This is a genomic window from Kribbella sp. NPDC020701 (assembly GCF_055562215.1).
Genome location: NZ_JBVHFT010000002.1, coordinates 44593 through 62387, shown reverse-complemented (window position 1 = coordinate 62387; position 17795 = coordinate 44593). Strand labels below are relative to the sequence as shown.

The window sequence follows — 17795 nt, the reverse complement described above, 5'->3', positions numbered from 1 at the left end:
CGTTATGAATGCGCATTCGCGCATCGTGGTGCTCGGACTCGGTTACATCGGCCTTCCGACCGCCGTAGTACTGGCGCGCGCGGGCTGCCGTGTCACGGGCGTCGACGTCGACCGGAGGAAGGTCGAGGCGGTCAACCACGGCGCGCTGCCGTTCGTCGAACCCGATCTCGACCACGTGCTCCGCGAGGTCGTGGCGGCGGGCTTGCTCGACGCCACCACCGAGCCCCCGGCGGCCGACGCGTACATCGTCGCCGTACCCACTCCGTTCCTGGAGGACAAGACGGCCGACCTCAGCCACGTGCTGTCGGCCGCGCGGGCCATCGCGCCGAAGCTGACCGGCGGCGAGCTCGTCATCCTCGAGTCCACCTCGCCGCCCGGCACCGCGCAGCGCATGGCAGAGGAGATCCTGGCCACCAACCCGGCACTGAGCCTCGACGGCACCGACGGCCGATCGGTTATCCACGTAGCGTACTGCCCGGAGCGGGTGCTGCCCGGCCGCATCATGACTGAGCTGGTCGAGAACGACCGCATCATCGGCGGCCTCACCGAGGAGGCCGCACTCCGGGCCAAGGGGCTCTACGAGCGGTTCTGCCGCGGCGAGCTGCTGCTCACCGACGCCGTGACCGCCGAGATGGCCAAGCTCACCGAGAACTCCTTCCGCGACGTCAACATCGCCTTCGCCAATGAGCTGTCGCTCATCTGCGACCGCCTGGGCGTCGACGTGTGGCGGCTCATCGAGCTGGCCAACCACCACCCGCGGGTGAACGTCCTGCAGCCCGGGCCGGGTGTCGGCGGGCACTGCATCGCCGTCGACCCCTGGTTCATCGTTTCTGCGGCGCCCGAGGAGGCCACGCTCATCCGCACGGCGCGGCAGGTCAACGACGGCAAGTCCGGCTACGTCGTCGGCCGGGCGGTCGAGGCGGTCGCCGGCCAGGGCGCCTCGACGGTGGCCGCGCTGGGGCTGGCGTTCAAGGCCAACATCGACGACCTCCGCGAGTCGCCGGCCCGCCAGATCGTCCGCGACCTCGCCGGCGAGCTGCCGGACTGCAAGGTGCTCGCGGTCGAGCCGCACATCGAGAAGCTGCCGGCCGACCTCGCCGGGCTGTCCAACGTCGAGCTGGCCGACGCGGCCACCGCCATCGCCGCCGCCGACGTCATCCTGTTGCTGGTCGACCACGACGAGTTCCGCGGCATCGACCGGTCGGCGCTCGATGGCAAGCGTGTCATCGACACGAAGGGCCTGTGGCGCTGATGCCCGCTTCGCTGCCGGTGCGCGCCGTGCGCAAGGCCCGGCGCGTCGTCCGCGGCCGCCGTCGGGTGCACGAGGTCCCGGACTCGCCGTCGCGCGCGGCCGAGCGGGTCCTGTCCGCGCGCTACCCCGAGCACCTGCTCGCCGAGCCGGACGACGAGCTCGAGCCCGAGGCCGATGAAACACCGGAGGCCGACGACGGCGGGCTCGATGCACGCCGCGAGCTCGCGGCGGCCACCCGGGTCGTCGGCGTGCTGACCGGCGGGACGGCGCGGCGGCTGGGCGATGTCCTGCCGGTCGCCGCCGTGGCGCCGGGGGCGCGGGCGCTCGGCACGAAGGTCGAGCCCGGCGACATGCTGGTGGTCGAGCGGGCCGCCCTGCAGTCCGGTCCCTGGAGCACCGCCGAGACGTCGTCCGGCACGGCGCTGCTGCTCGAGATCCTGGAGTGGACCACCGAGGCACGCGAGTGCGGCGCGCCCGTCATCGTGCTCGCCTCCGCTGACGCGCCGAACGTCGGCACCAACCTGCTGCGCGGCGCCGCCGACGCGGTGCTCCCGCTCGCCCAGCAGGCCGACCCCATCCTCGGTCCCGTGCCCATGTCCCCGGTCGTGAGTCTGCTCGACCGAGTTGCCCGCGCCGCCGTCGAGGGAGATCGATGACCACCCACTCCACTCCCGTGGAGCGCCGCGTCCTGCTCTACGGCGACGGAAACATCAACATCATCGACGGGTCGACCATCTGGCTGGTGTCCATGGCCCAGGTGCTCGCGCGGACGAACTCCCACGTCACGCTGCTGCTGAAGGCCCGGATCATCTCGCGGAAGATGCTCGAGCCGCTCGTCGGCCTGGACAACGTCACCATCGTCGACCCGTTCGAGGGCCTCGGCGATGCCGTCCCCCCGTCGAAGCTGCTGTCGGTCAAGGAGGTCGCGCACCGCGTCGTCGAGCTCGACCGCGCCCACCGGTTCGACAAGATCATCTCGCGCGGCTTCGCCATCTCCAACGAGCTGGCCCGCACCCGCGAGTTCGACGGCCGGTTCTGGCCCTACGTCATCGACCTCCCCGAGCCGGGTGCGGAGCCCACACCGGAGCAGCTGCGCGACCTCGAGGAGATCTCGCTGGCGTCCGAGCGGATGCTGGTGCAGACCGAGGACTCCCGCTCCTACATGGAGTACCGGGTGCCCGCGTCGGTCGGGAAGTGCGTCGTCATCAACCCGATGATCCCTGACGGCCTCGGCCCGCTGCCCGGCCGCTCGGCCCGGCCGGCCGGCCGGCTGCAGGGCGTCTACGCCGGCAAGTTCGCCGAGGGCTGGATGACGCTCGAGCTGTGCGACGTGCCCCGGCTGCTGGCCGAGCGCGGCGTCCGCCTGTCGCTGTCGATGATCGGTGACAAGATCATGCACTCCAAGCGCGTGCCCAGCTGGCGCAGGCGCATGACGACCGCCGTCAAGTCCAGCCCGGGTGTGGAGTGGGCCGGCGGGCTCTCCCGCGACGACGCCATGGCGTACTCCAAGACGGCCGACATCGGGTTCAGCTGGCGGGCGCAGGAGCTCGACTCCACCCATGAGCTGTCCACCAAGGTGCTCGAGTACTGCGCCATGGGCGTGGCCCCGGTGGTCAACCGCATTGCCGCGCACGTCGAGCTGCTGGGCGAGGACTACCCGCTGTTCGTCGACGCCTCCATCGAGTCGGTGCTCGACGCCGTCGAACGGGTGGCCCGCGACCCGGACCTGCTCGAGGATGCACGCAAGAAGGCGATGGAGGCCATCGACCGATACCGCATGGCCAACACTGTCGAGCGCATCCACGCCGCGCTCCGGGCGACCGAGGTGCGGCCGAGCGTCACGCTCGCGGGCGGGCGGCCGCTGCTGCTCGTCGGCAGCGATCTGGCGGCGTCGCGCGGCACGCACACAGTGCTGCGGCAGTGCGCCGGCGAAGTCCGCGTTGCCCAGTGGGATCCGACGCTGACGGGCCAGGAGGAACCCCGGCTCGGCGAGCTGTCCGAGGCCGGCACTGTCGTCATCGAGGACGCGGCCCCGTTCCTGCCCTGGGCCACCCGCCGCAAGGTCGATGGCCAGCGGCTGATCGCGCACGTCCGCGACCTGCGTACCGACGAGCCCGCCCTGCGCGACGCGTTGCTCGAGGAGATCGACGCATTCGTGTTCCAGGCCGAGCCTGACCTCGCGGCGTTCGCTGCCGCGTTCGATGTCCCGGTCGAGCGACTGCACCACGCGCCGCTGCCGGTCGACACCGCCTACGTCGATCGGCCGGGGCTGCCCGGCCGCCAGTACCGGGTGGGCGTCCTTGACCTGAGCCCGTCCGTCGCCCGGCCCGACGCGGCCATCATGGCGCTGCGCGACCTGCTCGCCGCCGACGAGCAGTTCAGCCTGCACATCCGCGACCGACTGCCGTGGGAGGCTGACGACCACCTGGCCGACCAGATCGAACGCGTCTACTACCAGACGCTGGTCGCCGATCTCGTGGCCACGCCCGACGTCGCCGCGCGGGTCGCGTTCGAGCGCCCCGATGCCGACCTCCCCACCTGGTACCGCAAGATCGGCTGGCTGCTGGTCCCGCGCCGCCGCGGGAGCCTCGATCAGCGTGTCGTCGAGGCCCAGGCCGCCGGAGTGGTGGTGCTGACCCCGGCCGAGGACGGCGCCGCCGAGCTGTACGGGCCGGACGCGCCGTACGGCTCGATCGACGCGCTGGTCCGGACGATCGTCGCCGCGGCCGCCGATCCGGCGGAGTTCGCCAAGCTCAGCGGCGCGGCACGGCTCCAGGGCGGCCGCCACGACCTCGCCGTCGTCCGCCCGACGTGGGCGGCCGCGCTGGTCGGCTGACAGGCCCGGGCCCGCACCCGCGTCAGCCGGTGAAGTCGGGGAGCCGGGCGCCGAGACCGAACAGCGCCCGGACAGCGGCGACCGAGCGAGCGGTGGCGTGCCCGTCGCCGTAGGGGTTGATCGCCTGCGCCATGGCCGAATAGGCCGCCGGGTCGAGGTGCAGGCGCTCGACCTCCTTGACGACGCGGTCCTCGTCGGTACCGATCAGGCGGACGGTGCCGGCCTCGACCGCCTCGGGGCGCTCTGTGTTGTCGCGCATGACCAGGACCGGCTTGCCCAGGCTGGGCGCCTCCTCCTGGATGCCGCCGGAGTCGGTGAGGACGATCTTGGCGGCTGCGAGGACGGTGGCGAACTCGGCGTAGGACAGCGGCTCGGTCACCACGACGTTCGGGAGCCCGGCGAGCATCGGCAGCAGAGCCTCGCGGACCACGGGGTTGCGGTGCACCGGCAGGACGACGGTGAGCTCCGGGTGCGCCGCTGCGATGCGGGCCAGCGCCCGGCCGACTCCTTCCATCGCCGCGCCCCAGCTCTCCCGGCGGTGGCTGGTGACCAGCAGGATCGGTGCGTCCGACGCGACCAGCGCGGCCAGCTGCGGGTCGGTCAGCGCTACGGGCTGGGCGGCGGTCGTGAGCAGCGCGTCGATGACGGTGTTGCCGGTGACGACGACGGTGCTGGGGTCGACGCCCTCGCGCAGCAGGTTGGCCCGGCTGCGTGCCGTCGGCGCCAGGTGCAGGGTGGTGATCTGCGAGGTCAGACGGCGATTCGCCTCCTCGGGGAACGGCGCGGTGAGGTCGCCGCTGCGCAGCCCGGCCTCGACGTGCACGACTGGGATGCCGCGGTAGAAGGCCGCCAGCGCGGCCGCCGTCGAGGTCGTCGTGTCGCCCTGGACGATCACCACATCGGGCGCCTCCTCGGCGAGGACCGGGTCGAAACGGTCCATGATGCGCGCGGTGATGCCCGCCAGGGTCTGCCCCGGCTGCAGGATGTCGAGGTCGTGCCGTGGGACGATGCCGAACAGGTCGTTGACCTGGTCGAGCATCTCGCGGTGCTGGCCGGTGACCACGGGTACCGACTCGAGGTCGGGCTCGGCCGCGAGCGCCGTCAGGACGGGTGCGAGCTTGATCGCCTCGGGACGGGTGCCGTAGACCGTCATGATCTTCATCACGGGGGTACCTCTCTCTTGGGTCGGCGGTAGGGAGCCGCCCTACGGTAACCGCCGCCGTTCCGTGGGCGCCGCGCGACTCCGGTGGGCTCGGGTGCGTTCGGCGCTACGCTGTGGTATTTCCGCCGCCCGCTGGGCGGCCGACTGCGTGGATGGTGAGTATGGCAAAGGTGCCTGTCCGCAAGGTGGCCCTGCTGGCCGGTGCCGCGGCGGCGGCCGCGACATTGGTCACCCTGGGTGTCGTGCTGGCCGGCGAGATCGCGGTCGCGCAGGGCCTGCTGCTCGTCATCGCGTTCGGGCTGGCCGCCGCCGTCGCCGTCCTCGGTGCCATGGTGCTGCAGCTGAAGCGCAGCGTGTCGGCGGTGGCCGCGCGGCACACCCGGGAGCTGTCCGAGCTGAACCAGACGCTGCGCGGGGCGATGGCGGCGAACTCCGAGGCCGTCCGAGCCCAGGGCGAGGCGCTGGACGCCGCGCTCCAGGCCACCGCCGAGAAGGCCACCGAGCGGATCGAGTCGTCGATCGCCGGCACCGGGAAGCGGCTCGACGAGGTCCACGCGGAGGTCGTCGCCGGCCGGTCCGACACCGCACAGACGTACCGGCAGATCGAGGCACTGCTCGACCTGCGCACCATGCTCCAACCCCGTGCGCTGATGCCGCCGCTGCGCGATTGGGCCGCCTCGCCCGACGTGCTGCGCTGGCTGGCCGAGTACGTCGTCTCCCGCCGTCCGGAGCTGGTCGTCGAGTGCGGCAGCGGGGCGTCCAGCCTGGTCCTGGGCTACGCCGTGCAGCTGGCCGGCTACGGCCGCGTGGTCGCGCTCGAGCACAACGACCACTACGCCGAGGTCACCGCCCGGCGGGTGTCCGATCATGGGCTGCAGGACGTCGTCGAGGTGCGGCACGCTCCGCTGACGCCCTGGGCAGGCCCGGACGAGCGCGAGTGGAACTGGTACGACCTGACCGCAGTGCGGGACCTCGAAGGCATTGGCCTGGTCTTCGTCGACGGGCCGCCCGCCGGGACGGGTCCGCTGTCCCGCTATCCCGCGCTGCCGGTGCTGCTGTCGCACTGCGCCGACGAGGTGACGTTCGTCCTCGACGACACCATCCGGCCCGACGAGGTCGAAGTCAGCGGTCGCTGGATGCAGGAGTGCCCGGAGTTCGTCCGCCAGCAGTTGCGCGCCGACAAGGGCATGCACGTCCTGACCCGGCGGCCGGACGGCGCCCCCGCCTGAACCGGCCCCGTCCACGCTCCCGGTGACGCCCGTCACTGGTCGCCGTACCGCTCACGGGGCAGGCGTGCGACAGATCACGCCCGGTGCGCGAACTTCCGGCGAATCGCCGGCGTCATACCTCTGAATTGACCGCGATTTGACTTTGTTCGCTATCGTTCCTGCGGGCTCGTAGTGATCATGGTCAACACGCCGTTTCCGTGCCCTGACGGGCATTTGGCCGTCGAAGGCTGTCAAATGTATATTCCAGATAACGATCGGCGAGAGCTGACTGTTCATTCGGTTGCACAGTCGGGCGCGACGCTTGGTAGCCGTCTGTACGTCGTTGCTCACTATGGAGGACCACTGTGTCGTCGGCCATGACGACGATCCGCTACTCTGCTTTCCGGTCTGCGTGGCCCGCCGTCGTACCGGGCGGAGACACGACATCTGGCAGAGAGAGGCGTCGCCTGAATGAACGCGACTAGCGTCGACGAGGAGTTCAACCCGTCGGTGCATGTGTACGAACCGCACAAGGTCGGCCTGCCGGCGCTGCGTCCTTACTTCAAGGCACTGTGGCAGCGCCGGGAGTTCGCGGCGGAGATGTCCCGGACGAACATCCGGGCCGCCAACACGAACACTTTCTTCGGGCAGATCTGGCTGGTCCTGAACCCGCTGCTGCTGGCGGCCGTCTACTACCTGCTGACGGACATCATCGCGGGCGGTGGCTCGAGGATCGGTGCCGCGGAGCGGTTCGCGCACATGTGCGGCGGCCTGTTCGCCTTCTACTACTTCTCCGGTGCGATGACCGCCGGCGCGGCCAGTGTGGTCGGCGGCGGCAAGCTGCTGATGAACCAGTCGTTCCCGCGGATGCTGCTGCCGCTGTCGGCGGTGCGGACGGCGTTCTTCCGCTTCCTGCCCACTCTGGTCGTCTACTTCTTCATCCACCTGGCGATGCGGCAGCCGCTGAAGTGGCAGATGCTGCTGGCCCCGGCGTTCCTGATCATGCTGACGGTCTTCGCGGCCGGCATGGGGATGATCTTCGCCGCCCTGCAGGTGTACTTCCGCGACACCACCAGCTTCCTGCCGTACTTCGTCCGGATCTGGCTGTACCTGTCCCCGGTGCTCTGGTTCGCGGAGCAGGCGCCGGCGAAGTTCAAGGGCTTCATCCAGTACAACCCGCTCTACGCGCTGATCGGCGGGTGGACCGACCTGCTGGTCCGTGGTGACATCCCGAAGTGGCAGCTGTGGGCCGCCGGTGGATTCTGGGCGCTGCTGGCGTTCGTGGTCGGCTCGTTGTTCTTCATGTCGAGGGAGCGTGAGTTCGTTGTCCGTCTCTGAGACCGAGAAGAAGCCGATGCAGAAAACCACGGCGGAAGTTCCGGCCGTCAAGGTGCAGGACGTGTCCATCACCTACCGGACGACATTCGAGCGGGTTCCCACGTTCAAGAGCGCACTGGTCCGGTTCGGCCGTGGCGAGCGCGCGGTCCGCGAGGTCAAGGCCGTCCAGAACGTCTCCTTCGACGTCAACCACGGCACCACCATCGGCATCATCGGCGCGAACGGTGCCGGCAAGTCGACGCTGATGCGTGCGGTGGCCGGCATCCTGCCGCCGACCTCGGGCCGGATCGAGGTGCACGGCCGGGTCTCCACCCTGCTGTCGCTGGGCGTCGGCTTCAACGCGGCGCTGTCCGGCAAGGAGAACGTCGTACTGGGTGGACTCGCGGCCGGTCTGAGCCGCAAGGAGATCGAGGCCCGGTACGAGGAGATCGCCGAGTTCGCCGAGCTCGGCGACTTCATGGAGATGCCGATGCGGACGTACTCGTCCGGCATGTTCAGCCGGCTCGCGTTCTCGGTCGCCGTGCACATGGACCCCGACATCCTGCTGATCGACGAGGCGCTGTCCGCCGGTGACGCGTCGTTCAAGACCAAGGCCGCGGCCAAGATGTCGGAACTGGTCACGAACAGCCGGACCATGTTCCTGGTCAGCCACGCGATGAGCAGTGTCCGCGAGATGTGCAACGACTGCATCTGGTTGCACAAGGGCAAGCTGATGATGCGTGGCGAGCCCAACGAGGTGATCCAGGCCTACACCAAGTTCCTGCAGGTCGGCGAAAAGGAATCCGTCTCCCTCGAGGACCTCTGACCATGCCCAATTCCGGGTCACGGACGCCGGACGTGGGGATCATCACGACCGGTCACGACGTCGCCGACGCACGCCTGCACAAGATCACCGCGGCTCTGCAGAACCGAGACCTCCGCGTCGAGCTGTGGGGCCTGGGCGAGGCCGACGGCGGGCCGGCCGGTGCGGCCGTGCACGCCGGCCCGCGGGGCAACCTGGTCCAGCGGCTGGCCCGGACCGCCGTGCTGCCGTGGCGGACCAAGGCCAAGGTGGTGATGACGGTCGATCCGGACATGATCCCGGTCACCCGGCTGGTCACCACCATCCGGCGGCGCAAGCTGGTCGTCGACGTGCACGAGGACTACGAGAGGCTGCTGGCCGACCGGGCGTGGGCCAAAGGAGCCGCGGGACTGCCGGCCCGGCTGATCGTGCGCGCCGGGTCGAAGCTGGCCGCGGGAGCCGACCTCACCGTCGTCGCCGACTCGCACCTGGCGCCGCACCACGCCAAGCGCCGCCTGGTGGTGCAGAACCTTCCCGATCACGGCTTCCTCGCTCCCTCCCCGCCGACCGGCGCACCCCGCGCGGTGTACGTCGGGGACCTGCGAACGAGCCGTGGTCTGTTCGACATGGTCGAGACCGTCGCTGCGGCGCCGGAGTGGTCCCTCGACCTGGTCGGCCCGGTCGCACCGTCGGACCGGGACCGGCTCGAGGCCCGGATCAAGGAGTCCGACCTGGCCGGCCGCGTCCGGCTGCACGGGCGCCAGCCACCTGCCGACTCCTGGCAGATCGCCCAGGGCGCCTGGGCGAGTCTCGCCATGCTCCAGCCGACACCGGCCTTCGTGGAAGCGATGCCGTCCAAGATCTACGAGTACCTCGCGAGCGGTCTTCCCGTGCTCTCCACCCGCCTGCCCCGGCAGACCAAGGTGATCGAGGAGTCCGGTGGCGGCGTCCTGGTGGATTCGGTCGCGGAGGCGGCCGAGACCCTGCGGCGCTGGTCCGCGGATCCCGGTGAGCTGGAGAAACTGCGCGACCACGCGCTGCAGTGGGCGGCTGACCATCTGGCCGCGTCCACGCCGTACGACGAGCTGGCCGACGCGATCCTCAACCTGCTAAGAGGAAGAGGATGACCGACAGCCGTCCCCATCTGCTGTACGTCGCCTGGGGCTTCCCACCCTGCCGAAGTGGCGGTGTCTACCGGGCCCTGGCCACGGCCAACCGGTTCGCCGCGCTCGGCTGGAAGGTGACCGTGCTGACGGCCGAACGTGAGACCTTCCATCGCTTCACGGGTGTCGACCTGACCCTGGAGGAACGGATCGACCCGTCGATCGAGGTCGTCCGGGTGCCGTTCGAGTGGCCGATCCTGGAGGCCGACCTGCGCACCTGGTCCAGGACCCGCGCTACGAACCCGAAGCTATGGAGCAAGTGGCGGACCAAGCAGGACCAGATCCCGTTCCCGGAGACCGGGTACGGGCCGTGGCGTTCCATCATCGAGAAGGCCGCGGACCGGATCCACCGGGCGCACAAGGTCGACCTCACCGTTGCCACCGCGAACCCGCACGTCGTCTTCACGGCGGCGTACCACCTGAACAAGAAGTACGGCGTCCCGTACGTGATGGACTACCGCGACGCCTGGCTGCTGGACGTCTTCACTGGTGACCGGCTGCACGAGCCGAACAGCCGCGCGGCCCGCTGGGAGAAGAAGCTGGTCGAGTCCGCTCGCGAGGTCTGGTTCGTGAACGACCCGATCAAGGAGTGGCACGAGAAGCTCTACCCCGCCCACGCCGGCAAGATGCACACCGTCGCCAACGGCTTCGACCCCGACCTGGTGCCGGACACGCGCGACCGCGGTGCCGTGACGGATCGCCCGCTGGTCTTCGGGTACGTCGGAACCGTTTCGCCGAAGGTGCCGCTGGCCGAGTTCGTCGAAGGCTGGCGGCTCGCCCGCTCGTCGTCGGAGGAGCTGGCCGGCGCGAAGGCCAAGATCCACGGCTACCTCGGGTACTACGCGCAGCCGCGGGCCGACATGCTCGCGACCATCGACCACGCCAGGGACGAGGGCGTCAGCTACGAGGGTCCGGTCGGCAAGGCCGAGATCGCCAAGGCGTACGACGAGTTCGACGTCCAGCTGCTGATGCTCGGCAAGGGCCGGTACGTGACCAGCGGCAAGGTGTTCGAGTACCTCGCGACCGGCCTGCCGATCGTGTCCGTGCACGACCCGGAGAACGCGGCGTCCGACGTACTGCGCGGTCATCCGTTGTGGTTCCCGGTCGAGGACGTGACGCCGGAGGCGATCGCCGCGGCCTTGATCGAGGCCGCGCACGCCGCTCGTACGGCGGACGAGGGGATCCGGACCAAGGCGCGCGAGTTCGGCGCGTCGTACCGGCGAGAGGTGCAGCTCGATCCGCGGATCGAGGCGCTCGCCGGGGTGGTGCAGGGGGTTCCGGCGTGAAGACCGTCGTACTGCTGAGCACCCGCCGGCTCCCGCCGGCGTACTTCGACACCGTCCGTGAGGACCTCGGTGGCGACCCGGATCTCGGCCTCGACGTCATCGGCTGGGTGGCCCCGGACGGGCCGGTCGAGGACAAGGTCAACAGCTTCACCCTGATCGGTCCGGGCCGCATGCCGGTCGCGTCGCCGTCGGAGCCCGAGCCGGAGCCGGAGCCTGCTCCCGCCCCGAAGCCCGGGCCGACCGGAGCCAAGCGTGGCGTGCAGGCTGTGCGGTGGCGGGCTCGCCGGTCGGCCGGCAGAGTGTTGCCGGAGGCAATCAAGAAGTCGGTGAAGTTCCTGCGGAGCAATCGCGCCGGCCAGAAGCTGGGCAAGACCTACTGGGCCAGGGTTCTCAGCCGCCCCGACGTGATGAGCACGATCGAGAACGCCGACGTCGTCGTCGCCCTGGACTCCGGTGCGATCTGGGCCGGCTGGAACCTGGGGAGGCGCAGGCCGGGCACCCCGGTCGTGCTCGGTCTCCCGGCTGCCCGTCGCGAGCTCGACCAACTGAAGGCACCGGCAGGTAATGGATGATTCCATGACGGTGTCGCGTTCGATCCGCGAGTACCTGCCGGCGCCACTCGCGCGGACCGCTGGAGCGGTCCGGCGGCGTCTGCGCGGCTTGCGGTACTCGTACGCGCAGTTGCCGGCGTTCCCGCCGGTGCCGACGACCCCCGTGCGGCTGTTGGTCGGACCGACCAACTCCGCCGGTCAGGGCTACGCCTGGGCACGGGCAGCCGAAGAGCTCGAAGGGGTCGGTGCCGTCTCGTTCGCCTTGCATCGCAAGGAACAGTTCCAGTTCGCCGACGACTACGGCGTACCGCTTGCGTGGTTCGGCCAGCCTCGCTGGCAGCGCGCGCAGGAGCAGCACACCGTCGGTTCTTACACGCACGTCCTGGTCGAGTCGCTGCGCCCGATCTTCGGCGCCCGCGGCTACCCGGACGCGGCCGCCGACATCGCCACCCTGCGCGAGGCGGGCATCGACGTCGGCCTGGTCTTCCATGGCTCTGACATCCGCCTGCCCAGCCGGCACGCGAAGCGCGAGCGCTGGTCGCCGTTCAGGCCCGGCGACGACCTGACCGAGCGGCTGGAGAAGCAGGCGCGCCGGCATGCCGAACTCGTCGAGATCCTCGACCTGCCCGTGTTCGTGTCGACGGTCGATCTGCTGGACGACGTACCGAACGCGCAGTGGCTGCCGGTCGCGATCGACCCGGCTCCTTGGCAGCAGGCGGCCCGTCCGTTGTTCACGAGCGAGCGTCCGGTCGTCGTACACGTCCCGTCGAACGCGCAGCTCAAGGGCTCGGACCGGATCGACGCCGTCCTGACCGAGTTGGACGAGCGCGGGGTATTGGAGTACCGGCGCATCACCGGCGTACCGCACGACCGGATGCCGAGCGTGATCGGCGACGCCGACATCGTCGTCGACCAACTCCGAATCGGCCTGTACGGCGTGGCAGCCGCGGAAGCACTGGCCGCCGAGCGGATCGTGGTCTCGTACGTCGGTGACGACGTGCGCCGGCGGGTGCGTAGTCTGACTGGGCGAGAGGTGCCGATCGTGGAGGCGGATCCCGACACGCTGGGTGATGTCGTCGCGGGCCTGATCGCCGATCGCGAGGCCGCCGCCGAGCGGGCGGCCGCCGGCCCCGGCTTCGTGGCGGAGCTGCACGACGGAAGCCGCTCGACCATTGCTCTCAGCAGTTGGCTCACTTCGAAGGAGAATCAGTGACGTCCCGCATCGCAGCATCCGCTGACGTCGACGAATCCGCCCAGATCGGTGACGGGTCGTCGGTCTGGCACCTGTCCCAGATCCGCGAGAACGCGGTGCTGGGTGAGAACTGCATCGTCGGACGGGGTGCCTACATCGGTTCCGGCGTGCGGGTCGGGAAGAACTGCAAGATCCAGAACGACGCCCTGGTCTACGAGCCGGCGGTGCTCGAGGACGGCGTGTTCATCGGCCCGGCGGTGGTGCTCACCAACGACCACTTCCCGCGGGCGATCAACCCGGACGGCTCGCTGAAGAGCGGCCACGACTGGGAGCCGGTCGGTGTGACGCTGAAGGAGGGCAGTGCGGTCGGCGCGCGCTCGGTCTGCGTGGCGCCGGTCACCATCGGCCGCTGGGCCACGGTTGCCGCGGGTGCGGTGGTGACCAAGGACGTGCCAGACTTCGCGCTGGTCGCGGGGGTGCCGGCGCGCCGGATCAAGTGGGTCGGCCGTGCGGGGGTGCCGTTGCTGGAGGTCGGCAACGGCGAGTGGAAGTGCCCGAATACGGGTGAGACGTACATCGAAACCGACGGGCGGCTGCGGCCGTCCGGTGAAGACGTGGAGGAGAACTGATGGTGCAGCCGATTCCGGCCGCGAAGCCGATCATCGGGAAGGAGGAGCGCGAGGCCGTCGACCGGGTGATGCAGTCCGGGATGCTGGCGCAGGGCCCCGAGGTGGCGGCGTTCGAGCAGGAGTTCGGCGCAGCGCTGGTCTCCGGCCGGGCGTGCGTCGCGACCAACTCGGGCACGTCGGGTCTCCACCTCGGCCTGCTGGCCGCGGGTGTCGGACCGGGTGACGAGGTCATCGTCCCGTCCTTCACCTTCGCCGCGACCGCCAACAGCGTCGCGCTGACCGGTGCGACCCCGGTCTTCGTCGACATCGAGCCGACGTACTTCTGCCTGGACCCGGCCGCGGTCGAGGCCGCGATCACCGAGAAGACCAAGGCCGTCATGCCGGTGCACCTGTTCGGCCACCCTGCCAACATCACCGCGCTGCAGGCGATCGCCGACAAGCACGGCATCCAGATCTACGAGGACGCCGCGCAGGCCCACGGCGCCACCTGGAACGGCGCTCCCGTCGGCACCTTCGGCGAGTTCGCGATGTTCAGCCTCTACCCGACCAAGAACATGACGTCCGGTGAGGGCGGCATGAACTCGGTCGCGAACGCCGACCTCGAGCGCCGGATGCGGCTCTTCCGCAACCAGGGCATGCTCAAGCAGTACGAGAACGAGGTCGTCGGCCTGAACAACCGGATGACCGACCTGCACGCCGCCATCGGCCGCGTGCAGCTGACCAAGGTCGGCGGCTGGACCAAGCAGCGGCAGGAGAACGCGGCCTTCCTGGACGCGAACCTGGCCGGTGTCGCTGTCCCGGCGGTGGCCGCCGAGGCGACCCACGTGTACCACCAGTACACGATCCGGGTGACCGAGGACCGCGACGGCTTCGCGAACGCGCTGCGGAACGAGTACGGCGTCGGCTGCGGCGTCTACTACCCGATCCCGAACCACCGGCTGCCGTCGTTCCAGCGCGAGCTGGACCTGCCGGAGACCGAGAAGGCCGCGGCCGAGGTGCTCTCGCTGCCGGTCCACCCCTCGCTGTCCGACGACGACCTGAACCGGATCGTGGCCGCGGTGAACACCGTGGCGAAGGCTGGTGCGTGAGATGGCGAAACTGCGAGCCGGACTGATCGGCCTGGGCATGATGGGCAGGCACCACGCGCGGGTGCTGGGCTCCCTCGAGGGAGTCGACCTGGTGGCCGTGGCCGACCCCAACGGCGACAAGCACGGAGTGGCCGACGGCCTGCCCGTGTACGAGAACATCGAGCAGCTGATCGCGGCCGGGATCGACTACTGCATGGTCGCCGTCCCGACGCAGTACCACGCGGAGATCGCGGAGGCGCTGGCCGCGGCCGGCGTCCACGCGATGATCGAGAAACCGCTGGCCGGGTCCTCGGCCGAGGCGATCCAGATCGCGAAGGCGTTCGAGGCTGCCGGCGTGATCGGCGCGGTCGGGCACATCGAGCGGTACAACCCGGCGCTGCAGGCGCTGCGGGCGCGGCTGGAGAACGGTGAGCTGGGCGACATCTATCAGATCGCCACCCGCCGCCAGGGCCCGTTCCCGGCCCGGATCGCCGACGTCGGCGTCGTACTGGACCTGGCGACCCACGACATCGACCTGTCCGCGTGGGTGTGCCAGTCGCCGTTCGTCGCGGTGTCCGCGCAGAGCGCTCACAAGAGCGGCCGGCAGTTCGAGGACCTGATCGCGGTGACCGGCCGGCTGGCCGACGGCACCGTGACCAGCCACCTGGTCAACTGGCTGTCCCCGATGAAGGAGCGGCTCACCGTCGTCACCGGTGAGAAGGGCGCGTTCATCGCCGATACGCTGCTGGCCGACCTGTCCTTCCACGCCAACGGCACGGTGGCCACGGCCTGGGATGACGTCGCGCACTTCCGCGGTGTCAGCGAGGGTGACATGATCCGCTACGCGATCAGCAAGCCGGAGCCGCTGCGCACCGAGCACGAGGCGTTCCGGGATGCGGTGCTGGGCAAGGAGGCCGACATCGTCACCCTGCACCAGGGCCTGAGCACGGTCACTGTCGCCGAGGCCGTCATCCAGTCGGCCGCCGAGGACCGGACGATCAAGATCGCGTCGGACGCCGGAGCGGCGCAGTCGTGAAGGTTCTTAGTGTTGTCGGGGCACGCCCGCAGTTCGTGAAGCTGGCACCGGTGGCGGAGGCGTTCGCCGCCACCGAACACCAGCATGTGATCGTGCACACCGGGCAGCACTATGACAAGAACATGTCTGACGTGTTCTTCGCCGACCTGCGGATCCCGGCCCCGGACGTCCACCTGGGCGTCGGGTCGGGCAGCCACGGCGTCCAGACCGGTGCGATGCTGGCCGCGATGGACGCCGTACTGGACGAGCACCAGCCGGACTGGGTGCTGGTCTACGGCGACACCAATTCGACGCTCGCCGGGACGCTGTCGGCGGTGAAGATGCACCTGCCGGTGGCGCACCTGGAGGCCGGGCTGCGGTCGTTCAACCGGCGGATGCCGGAGGAGCACAACCGCGTCCTGACCGACCACGCTGCCGACCTCCTGCTGGCCCCCACCAAGGTGGCGATGGAACACCTGGCGAACGAGGGCCTGAAGGACCGGGCGCGGCTCGTCGGTGACGTGATGACGGACGTGTGCTTCCGGGTCCGCGACGCGGTGTCGAACGAATCGTTCGACCTGCCTGAGGGTCTGAAGCGCGGTGAGTACGTCGTGTCGACGATCCACCGGGCCGAGAACACCGACGACCCGGCCCGCCTGGCCGCGATCGTCGACGGCCTCGCCGACGCCGGTTACCCGGTGCTGCTGCTGGCGCACCCGCGGCTGGTGATGAAGTGCGCGGAGCACGGCATCAAGCTGGAGCGTCCGGACGGTTCGCTGCATGTCCGGGAGCCGCTGGCGTACCCGGAGATGGTCGCGGCTGTGCTCGGCTCGTCCGGTGTGGTCACCGACTCCGGCGGCCTGCAGAAGGAGGCCTTCCTCCTTGGCCGGGTCTGCACCACGCTGCGCACCGAGACCGAGTGGGTCGAGACGCTGGAGGACGGCTGGAACGTGCTCACGTCCGACGTGAGTATGCTGCCCGAGTTGGCCGCCCGGCCGGCGCCGGCAGCCGACCGCCCCATGCCCTACGGAGACGGGCACGCTGCCGAGCGTGTCGTCACTGCTCTCACGGAGTAACTACGTGACCAAAGCCGCCGAAGAACAGAGCCAGCCGCCCACCCCGGGCTCTCCGGGGCCGGCGGCTCCGGCTAGTACGTCCACCGCCACGGCCACCCCGCCCCCGGGTGCTCCGGTCAGTGCCTTCCCGGGTGAGTCCGGGAAGCCGCCGGCCGAGCCCCACAAGCGACTGCCGCGGGTCGAGTCGCTCACCGGCCTGCGCTGGTGGGCGGCGTTCTTCGTTTTCGCGCACCACATGACCAACCTGGCGCCGCTGCCGATCTTCGACTTCCTGAAGTACGGCACCTCCGGGGTGACGTTCTTCTTCGTGTTGTCCGGTTTCGTACTGACCTGGTCGGCCCAGCCAGGCACGAAGGTCCGTACCTTCTACCGCCGCCGGTTCGCCCGGATCTGGCCGGCCCACATGGTCGCGCTGGTCGCGGCGATCTTCGTGTTCTACCGGTTCGATCCGCCGACCGGAATGTGGTGGATCAAGCCGGTCTCGATGACCGTCATCATCTTGTCGGTGTTCCTGCTGCACGGCTGGTCGAACGACCCGAACATCCTGTACGGCGGCAATCCGGCATCCTGGACGCTGTCGGTGGAGGCGTTCTTCTACGCCTACTTCCCGTTCGTGCACCGGGCCACGGCCAGGCTCAAGGTGGCCGGCGGCCTGACCCTCTGTGCGGCCGTGATTCTCGTCGGTGGCGCCTATCGGCTGGTGTTGTTCCATTACAAGGACGTCGTACCGGTGCTGCCACAGCCGATCCTGCACTCGGTCGCGTTCCTGTTCGGTATCGGCCTGGCGATCGCGCTGCGGACCGGCTGGAAGCCGCGGATCCCGGTCTGGTTTGCCTTCCTGGTCACCGCCGGCGGCCTGTTCCTTCTGTGGTACTCGGGTTCGCACCCGACCAAGATTCCGTTCGCGATCACCATGAGCCTGACCCAGAAGGAAGAACTCACGCTGCTGTACGGCTTCCTGATCCTGGCCGTCGCCTCCCGCGACACCCGGGGCGGCCGGTCACTGCTGCGCAGCCGTCCGATGGTCGCCCTCGGCAAGTGGTCGTACGCCTTCTACCTGGTGCACGCCACCATCCTGTACGCGATCAAGGAGCAGCACGGTGTGGCCGGCCCGATCGGCTGGTCGAACCTGACCTGGTACGCCGGTGTCTGCGCCATCTCGATCCTCGCTGCGTGGCTGCTGTACAAGTTCGTCGAACACCCGCTGGAACGGAAGCTGCGGGGGCCCCGATGACGAAG

General features: G+C 69.9%; 16 protein-coding genes. 15 read left to right on the top strand and 1 reads right to left on the bottom strand.

Features of this window, described 5'->3' with window-relative positions; all coding sequences use genetic code 11:
* Nucleotides 1-4: 4 nt before the first annotated feature.
* The 3 genes from wecC to ACZ3HV_RS03640 are packed head-to-tail and all read left to right on the top strand — an operon-like array spanning nucleotide 5 to nucleotide 4088.
* Nucleotides 5-1252, top strand: coding sequence for a UDP-N-acetyl-D-mannosamine dehydrogenase (wecC, locus tag ACZ3HV_RS03650; RefSeq protein ID WP_465680540.1), 1248 nt, complete (start codon nucleotides 5-7; stop codon nucleotides 1250-1252).
* The gene (locus ACZ3HV_RS03645; RefSeq protein ID WP_465680538.1) at nucleotides 1252-1908 is read left to right on the top strand and encodes a hypothetical protein; all 657 of its coding nucleotides are present in this window, start codon (nucleotides 1252-1254) and stop codon (nucleotides 1906-1908) included. The genes wecC and ACZ3HV_RS03645 overlap by 1 nt, the downstream gene beginning before the upstream one ends.
* A complete protein-coding gene (locus ACZ3HV_RS03640) occupies nucleotides 1905-4088 on the top strand; it encodes a glycosyltransferase family protein (protein WP_465680536.1) in 2184 nt (727 codons plus the stop codon). Before ACZ3HV_RS03645 ends, ACZ3HV_RS03640 begins: the two co-directional genes overlap by 4 nt.
* A gap of 22 nt (nucleotides 4089-4110) precedes the next feature.
* On the opposite strand, the gene wecB (ACZ3HV_RS03635) is transcribed toward ACZ3HV_RS03640, so the two are convergent.
* The gene (gene wecB / locus ACZ3HV_RS03635) at nucleotides 4111-5250 is read right to left on the bottom strand and encodes a non-hydrolyzing UDP-N-acetylglucosamine 2-epimerase (RefSeq protein ID WP_465680534.1); all 1140 of its coding nucleotides are present in this window, start codon (nucleotides 5248-5250) and stop codon (nucleotides 4111-4113) included.
* 161 nt (nucleotides 5251-5411) lie between these two features.
* Between wecB (ACZ3HV_RS03635) and ACZ3HV_RS03630 the strand changes: the two genes are divergently transcribed.
* From ACZ3HV_RS03630 to ACZ3HV_RS03575, 12 genes are all read left to right on the top strand, one after another.
* Nucleotides 5412-6479 (top strand): class I SAM-dependent methyltransferase, encoded by a 1068-nt coding sequence (locus tag ACZ3HV_RS03630; RefSeq protein WP_465680532.1) that lies wholly within the window; start codon nucleotides 5412-5414, stop codon nucleotides 6477-6479.
* Nucleotides 6480-6929: 450 nt separating this feature from the next.
* Complete coding sequence (locus ACZ3HV_RS03625) at nucleotides 6930-7796, top strand: ABC transporter permease (RefSeq protein WP_465680530.1); 867 nt, start codon at nucleotides 6930-6932, stop codon at nucleotides 7794-7796.
* Between the two features lie 16 nt (nucleotides 7797-7812).
* Nucleotides 7813-8601: an ABC transporter ATP-binding protein gene (locus ACZ3HV_RS03620; RefSeq protein WP_360364361.1), complete on the top strand. Its 789-nt coding sequence runs from the start codon at nucleotides 7813-7815 to the stop codon at nucleotides 8599-8601.
* A gap of 2 nt (nucleotides 8602-8603) precedes the next feature.
* Nucleotides 8604-9704, top strand: coding sequence for a glycosyltransferase (locus tag ACZ3HV_RS03615; RefSeq protein WP_465680528.1), 1101 nt, complete (start codon nucleotides 8604-8606; stop codon nucleotides 9702-9704).
* Entirely contained in the window at nucleotides 9701-11026 is a 1326-nt protein-coding gene (locus ACZ3HV_RS03610) for a glycosyltransferase (RefSeq protein WP_465680526.1), read from the top strand. The genes ACZ3HV_RS03615 and ACZ3HV_RS03610 overlap by 4 nt, the downstream gene beginning before the upstream one ends.
* Nucleotides 11023-11598 carry a hypothetical protein gene (locus ACZ3HV_RS03605; RefSeq protein ID WP_465680524.1) on the top strand — a complete coding sequence of 192 codons (576 nt, stop codon included), beginning with the start codon at nucleotides 11023-11025 and terminating at the stop codon, nucleotides 11596-11598. The genes ACZ3HV_RS03610 and ACZ3HV_RS03605 overlap by 4 nt, the downstream gene beginning before the upstream one ends.
* A gap of 4 nt (nucleotides 11599-11602) precedes the next feature.
* On the top strand, nucleotides 11603-12790 hold the full coding sequence (locus ACZ3HV_RS03600) for a hypothetical protein (RefSeq protein ID WP_465680522.1): 1188 nt from the start codon (nucleotides 11603-11605) through the stop codon (nucleotides 12788-12790).
* The gene (locus ACZ3HV_RS03595) at nucleotides 12787-13398 is read left to right on the top strand and encodes an acyltransferase (RefSeq protein ID WP_360364369.1); all 612 of its coding nucleotides are present in this window, start codon (nucleotides 12787-12789) and stop codon (nucleotides 13396-13398) included. Before ACZ3HV_RS03600 ends, ACZ3HV_RS03595 begins: the two co-directional genes overlap by 4 nt.
* Complete coding sequence (locus ACZ3HV_RS03590) at nucleotides 13395-14486, top strand: DegT/DnrJ/EryC1/StrS family aminotransferase (RefSeq protein ID WP_465681691.1); 1092 nt, start codon at nucleotides 13395-13397, stop codon at nucleotides 14484-14486. The genes ACZ3HV_RS03595 and ACZ3HV_RS03590 overlap by 4 nt, the downstream gene beginning before the upstream one ends.
* A 1-nt stretch (nucleotide 14487) precedes the next feature.
* Nucleotides 14488-15501: a Gfo/Idh/MocA family protein gene (locus tag ACZ3HV_RS03585; protein WP_465680520.1), complete on the top strand. Its 1014-nt coding sequence runs from the start codon at nucleotides 14488-14490 to the stop codon at nucleotides 15499-15501.
* On the top strand, nucleotides 15498-16556 hold the full coding sequence (wecB, locus tag ACZ3HV_RS03580; protein ID WP_465680518.1) for a non-hydrolyzing UDP-N-acetylglucosamine 2-epimerase: 1059 nt from the start codon (nucleotides 15498-15500) through the stop codon (nucleotides 16554-16556). The genes ACZ3HV_RS03585 and wecB (ACZ3HV_RS03580) overlap by 4 nt, the downstream gene beginning before the upstream one ends.
* Nucleotides 16557-16560: 4 nt before the next feature.
* Complete coding sequence (locus tag ACZ3HV_RS03575; protein WP_465680516.1) at nucleotides 16561-17790, top strand: acyltransferase family protein; 1230 nt, start codon at nucleotides 16561-16563, stop codon at nucleotides 17788-17790.
* Nucleotides 17791-17795 lie beyond the last annotated feature (5 nt).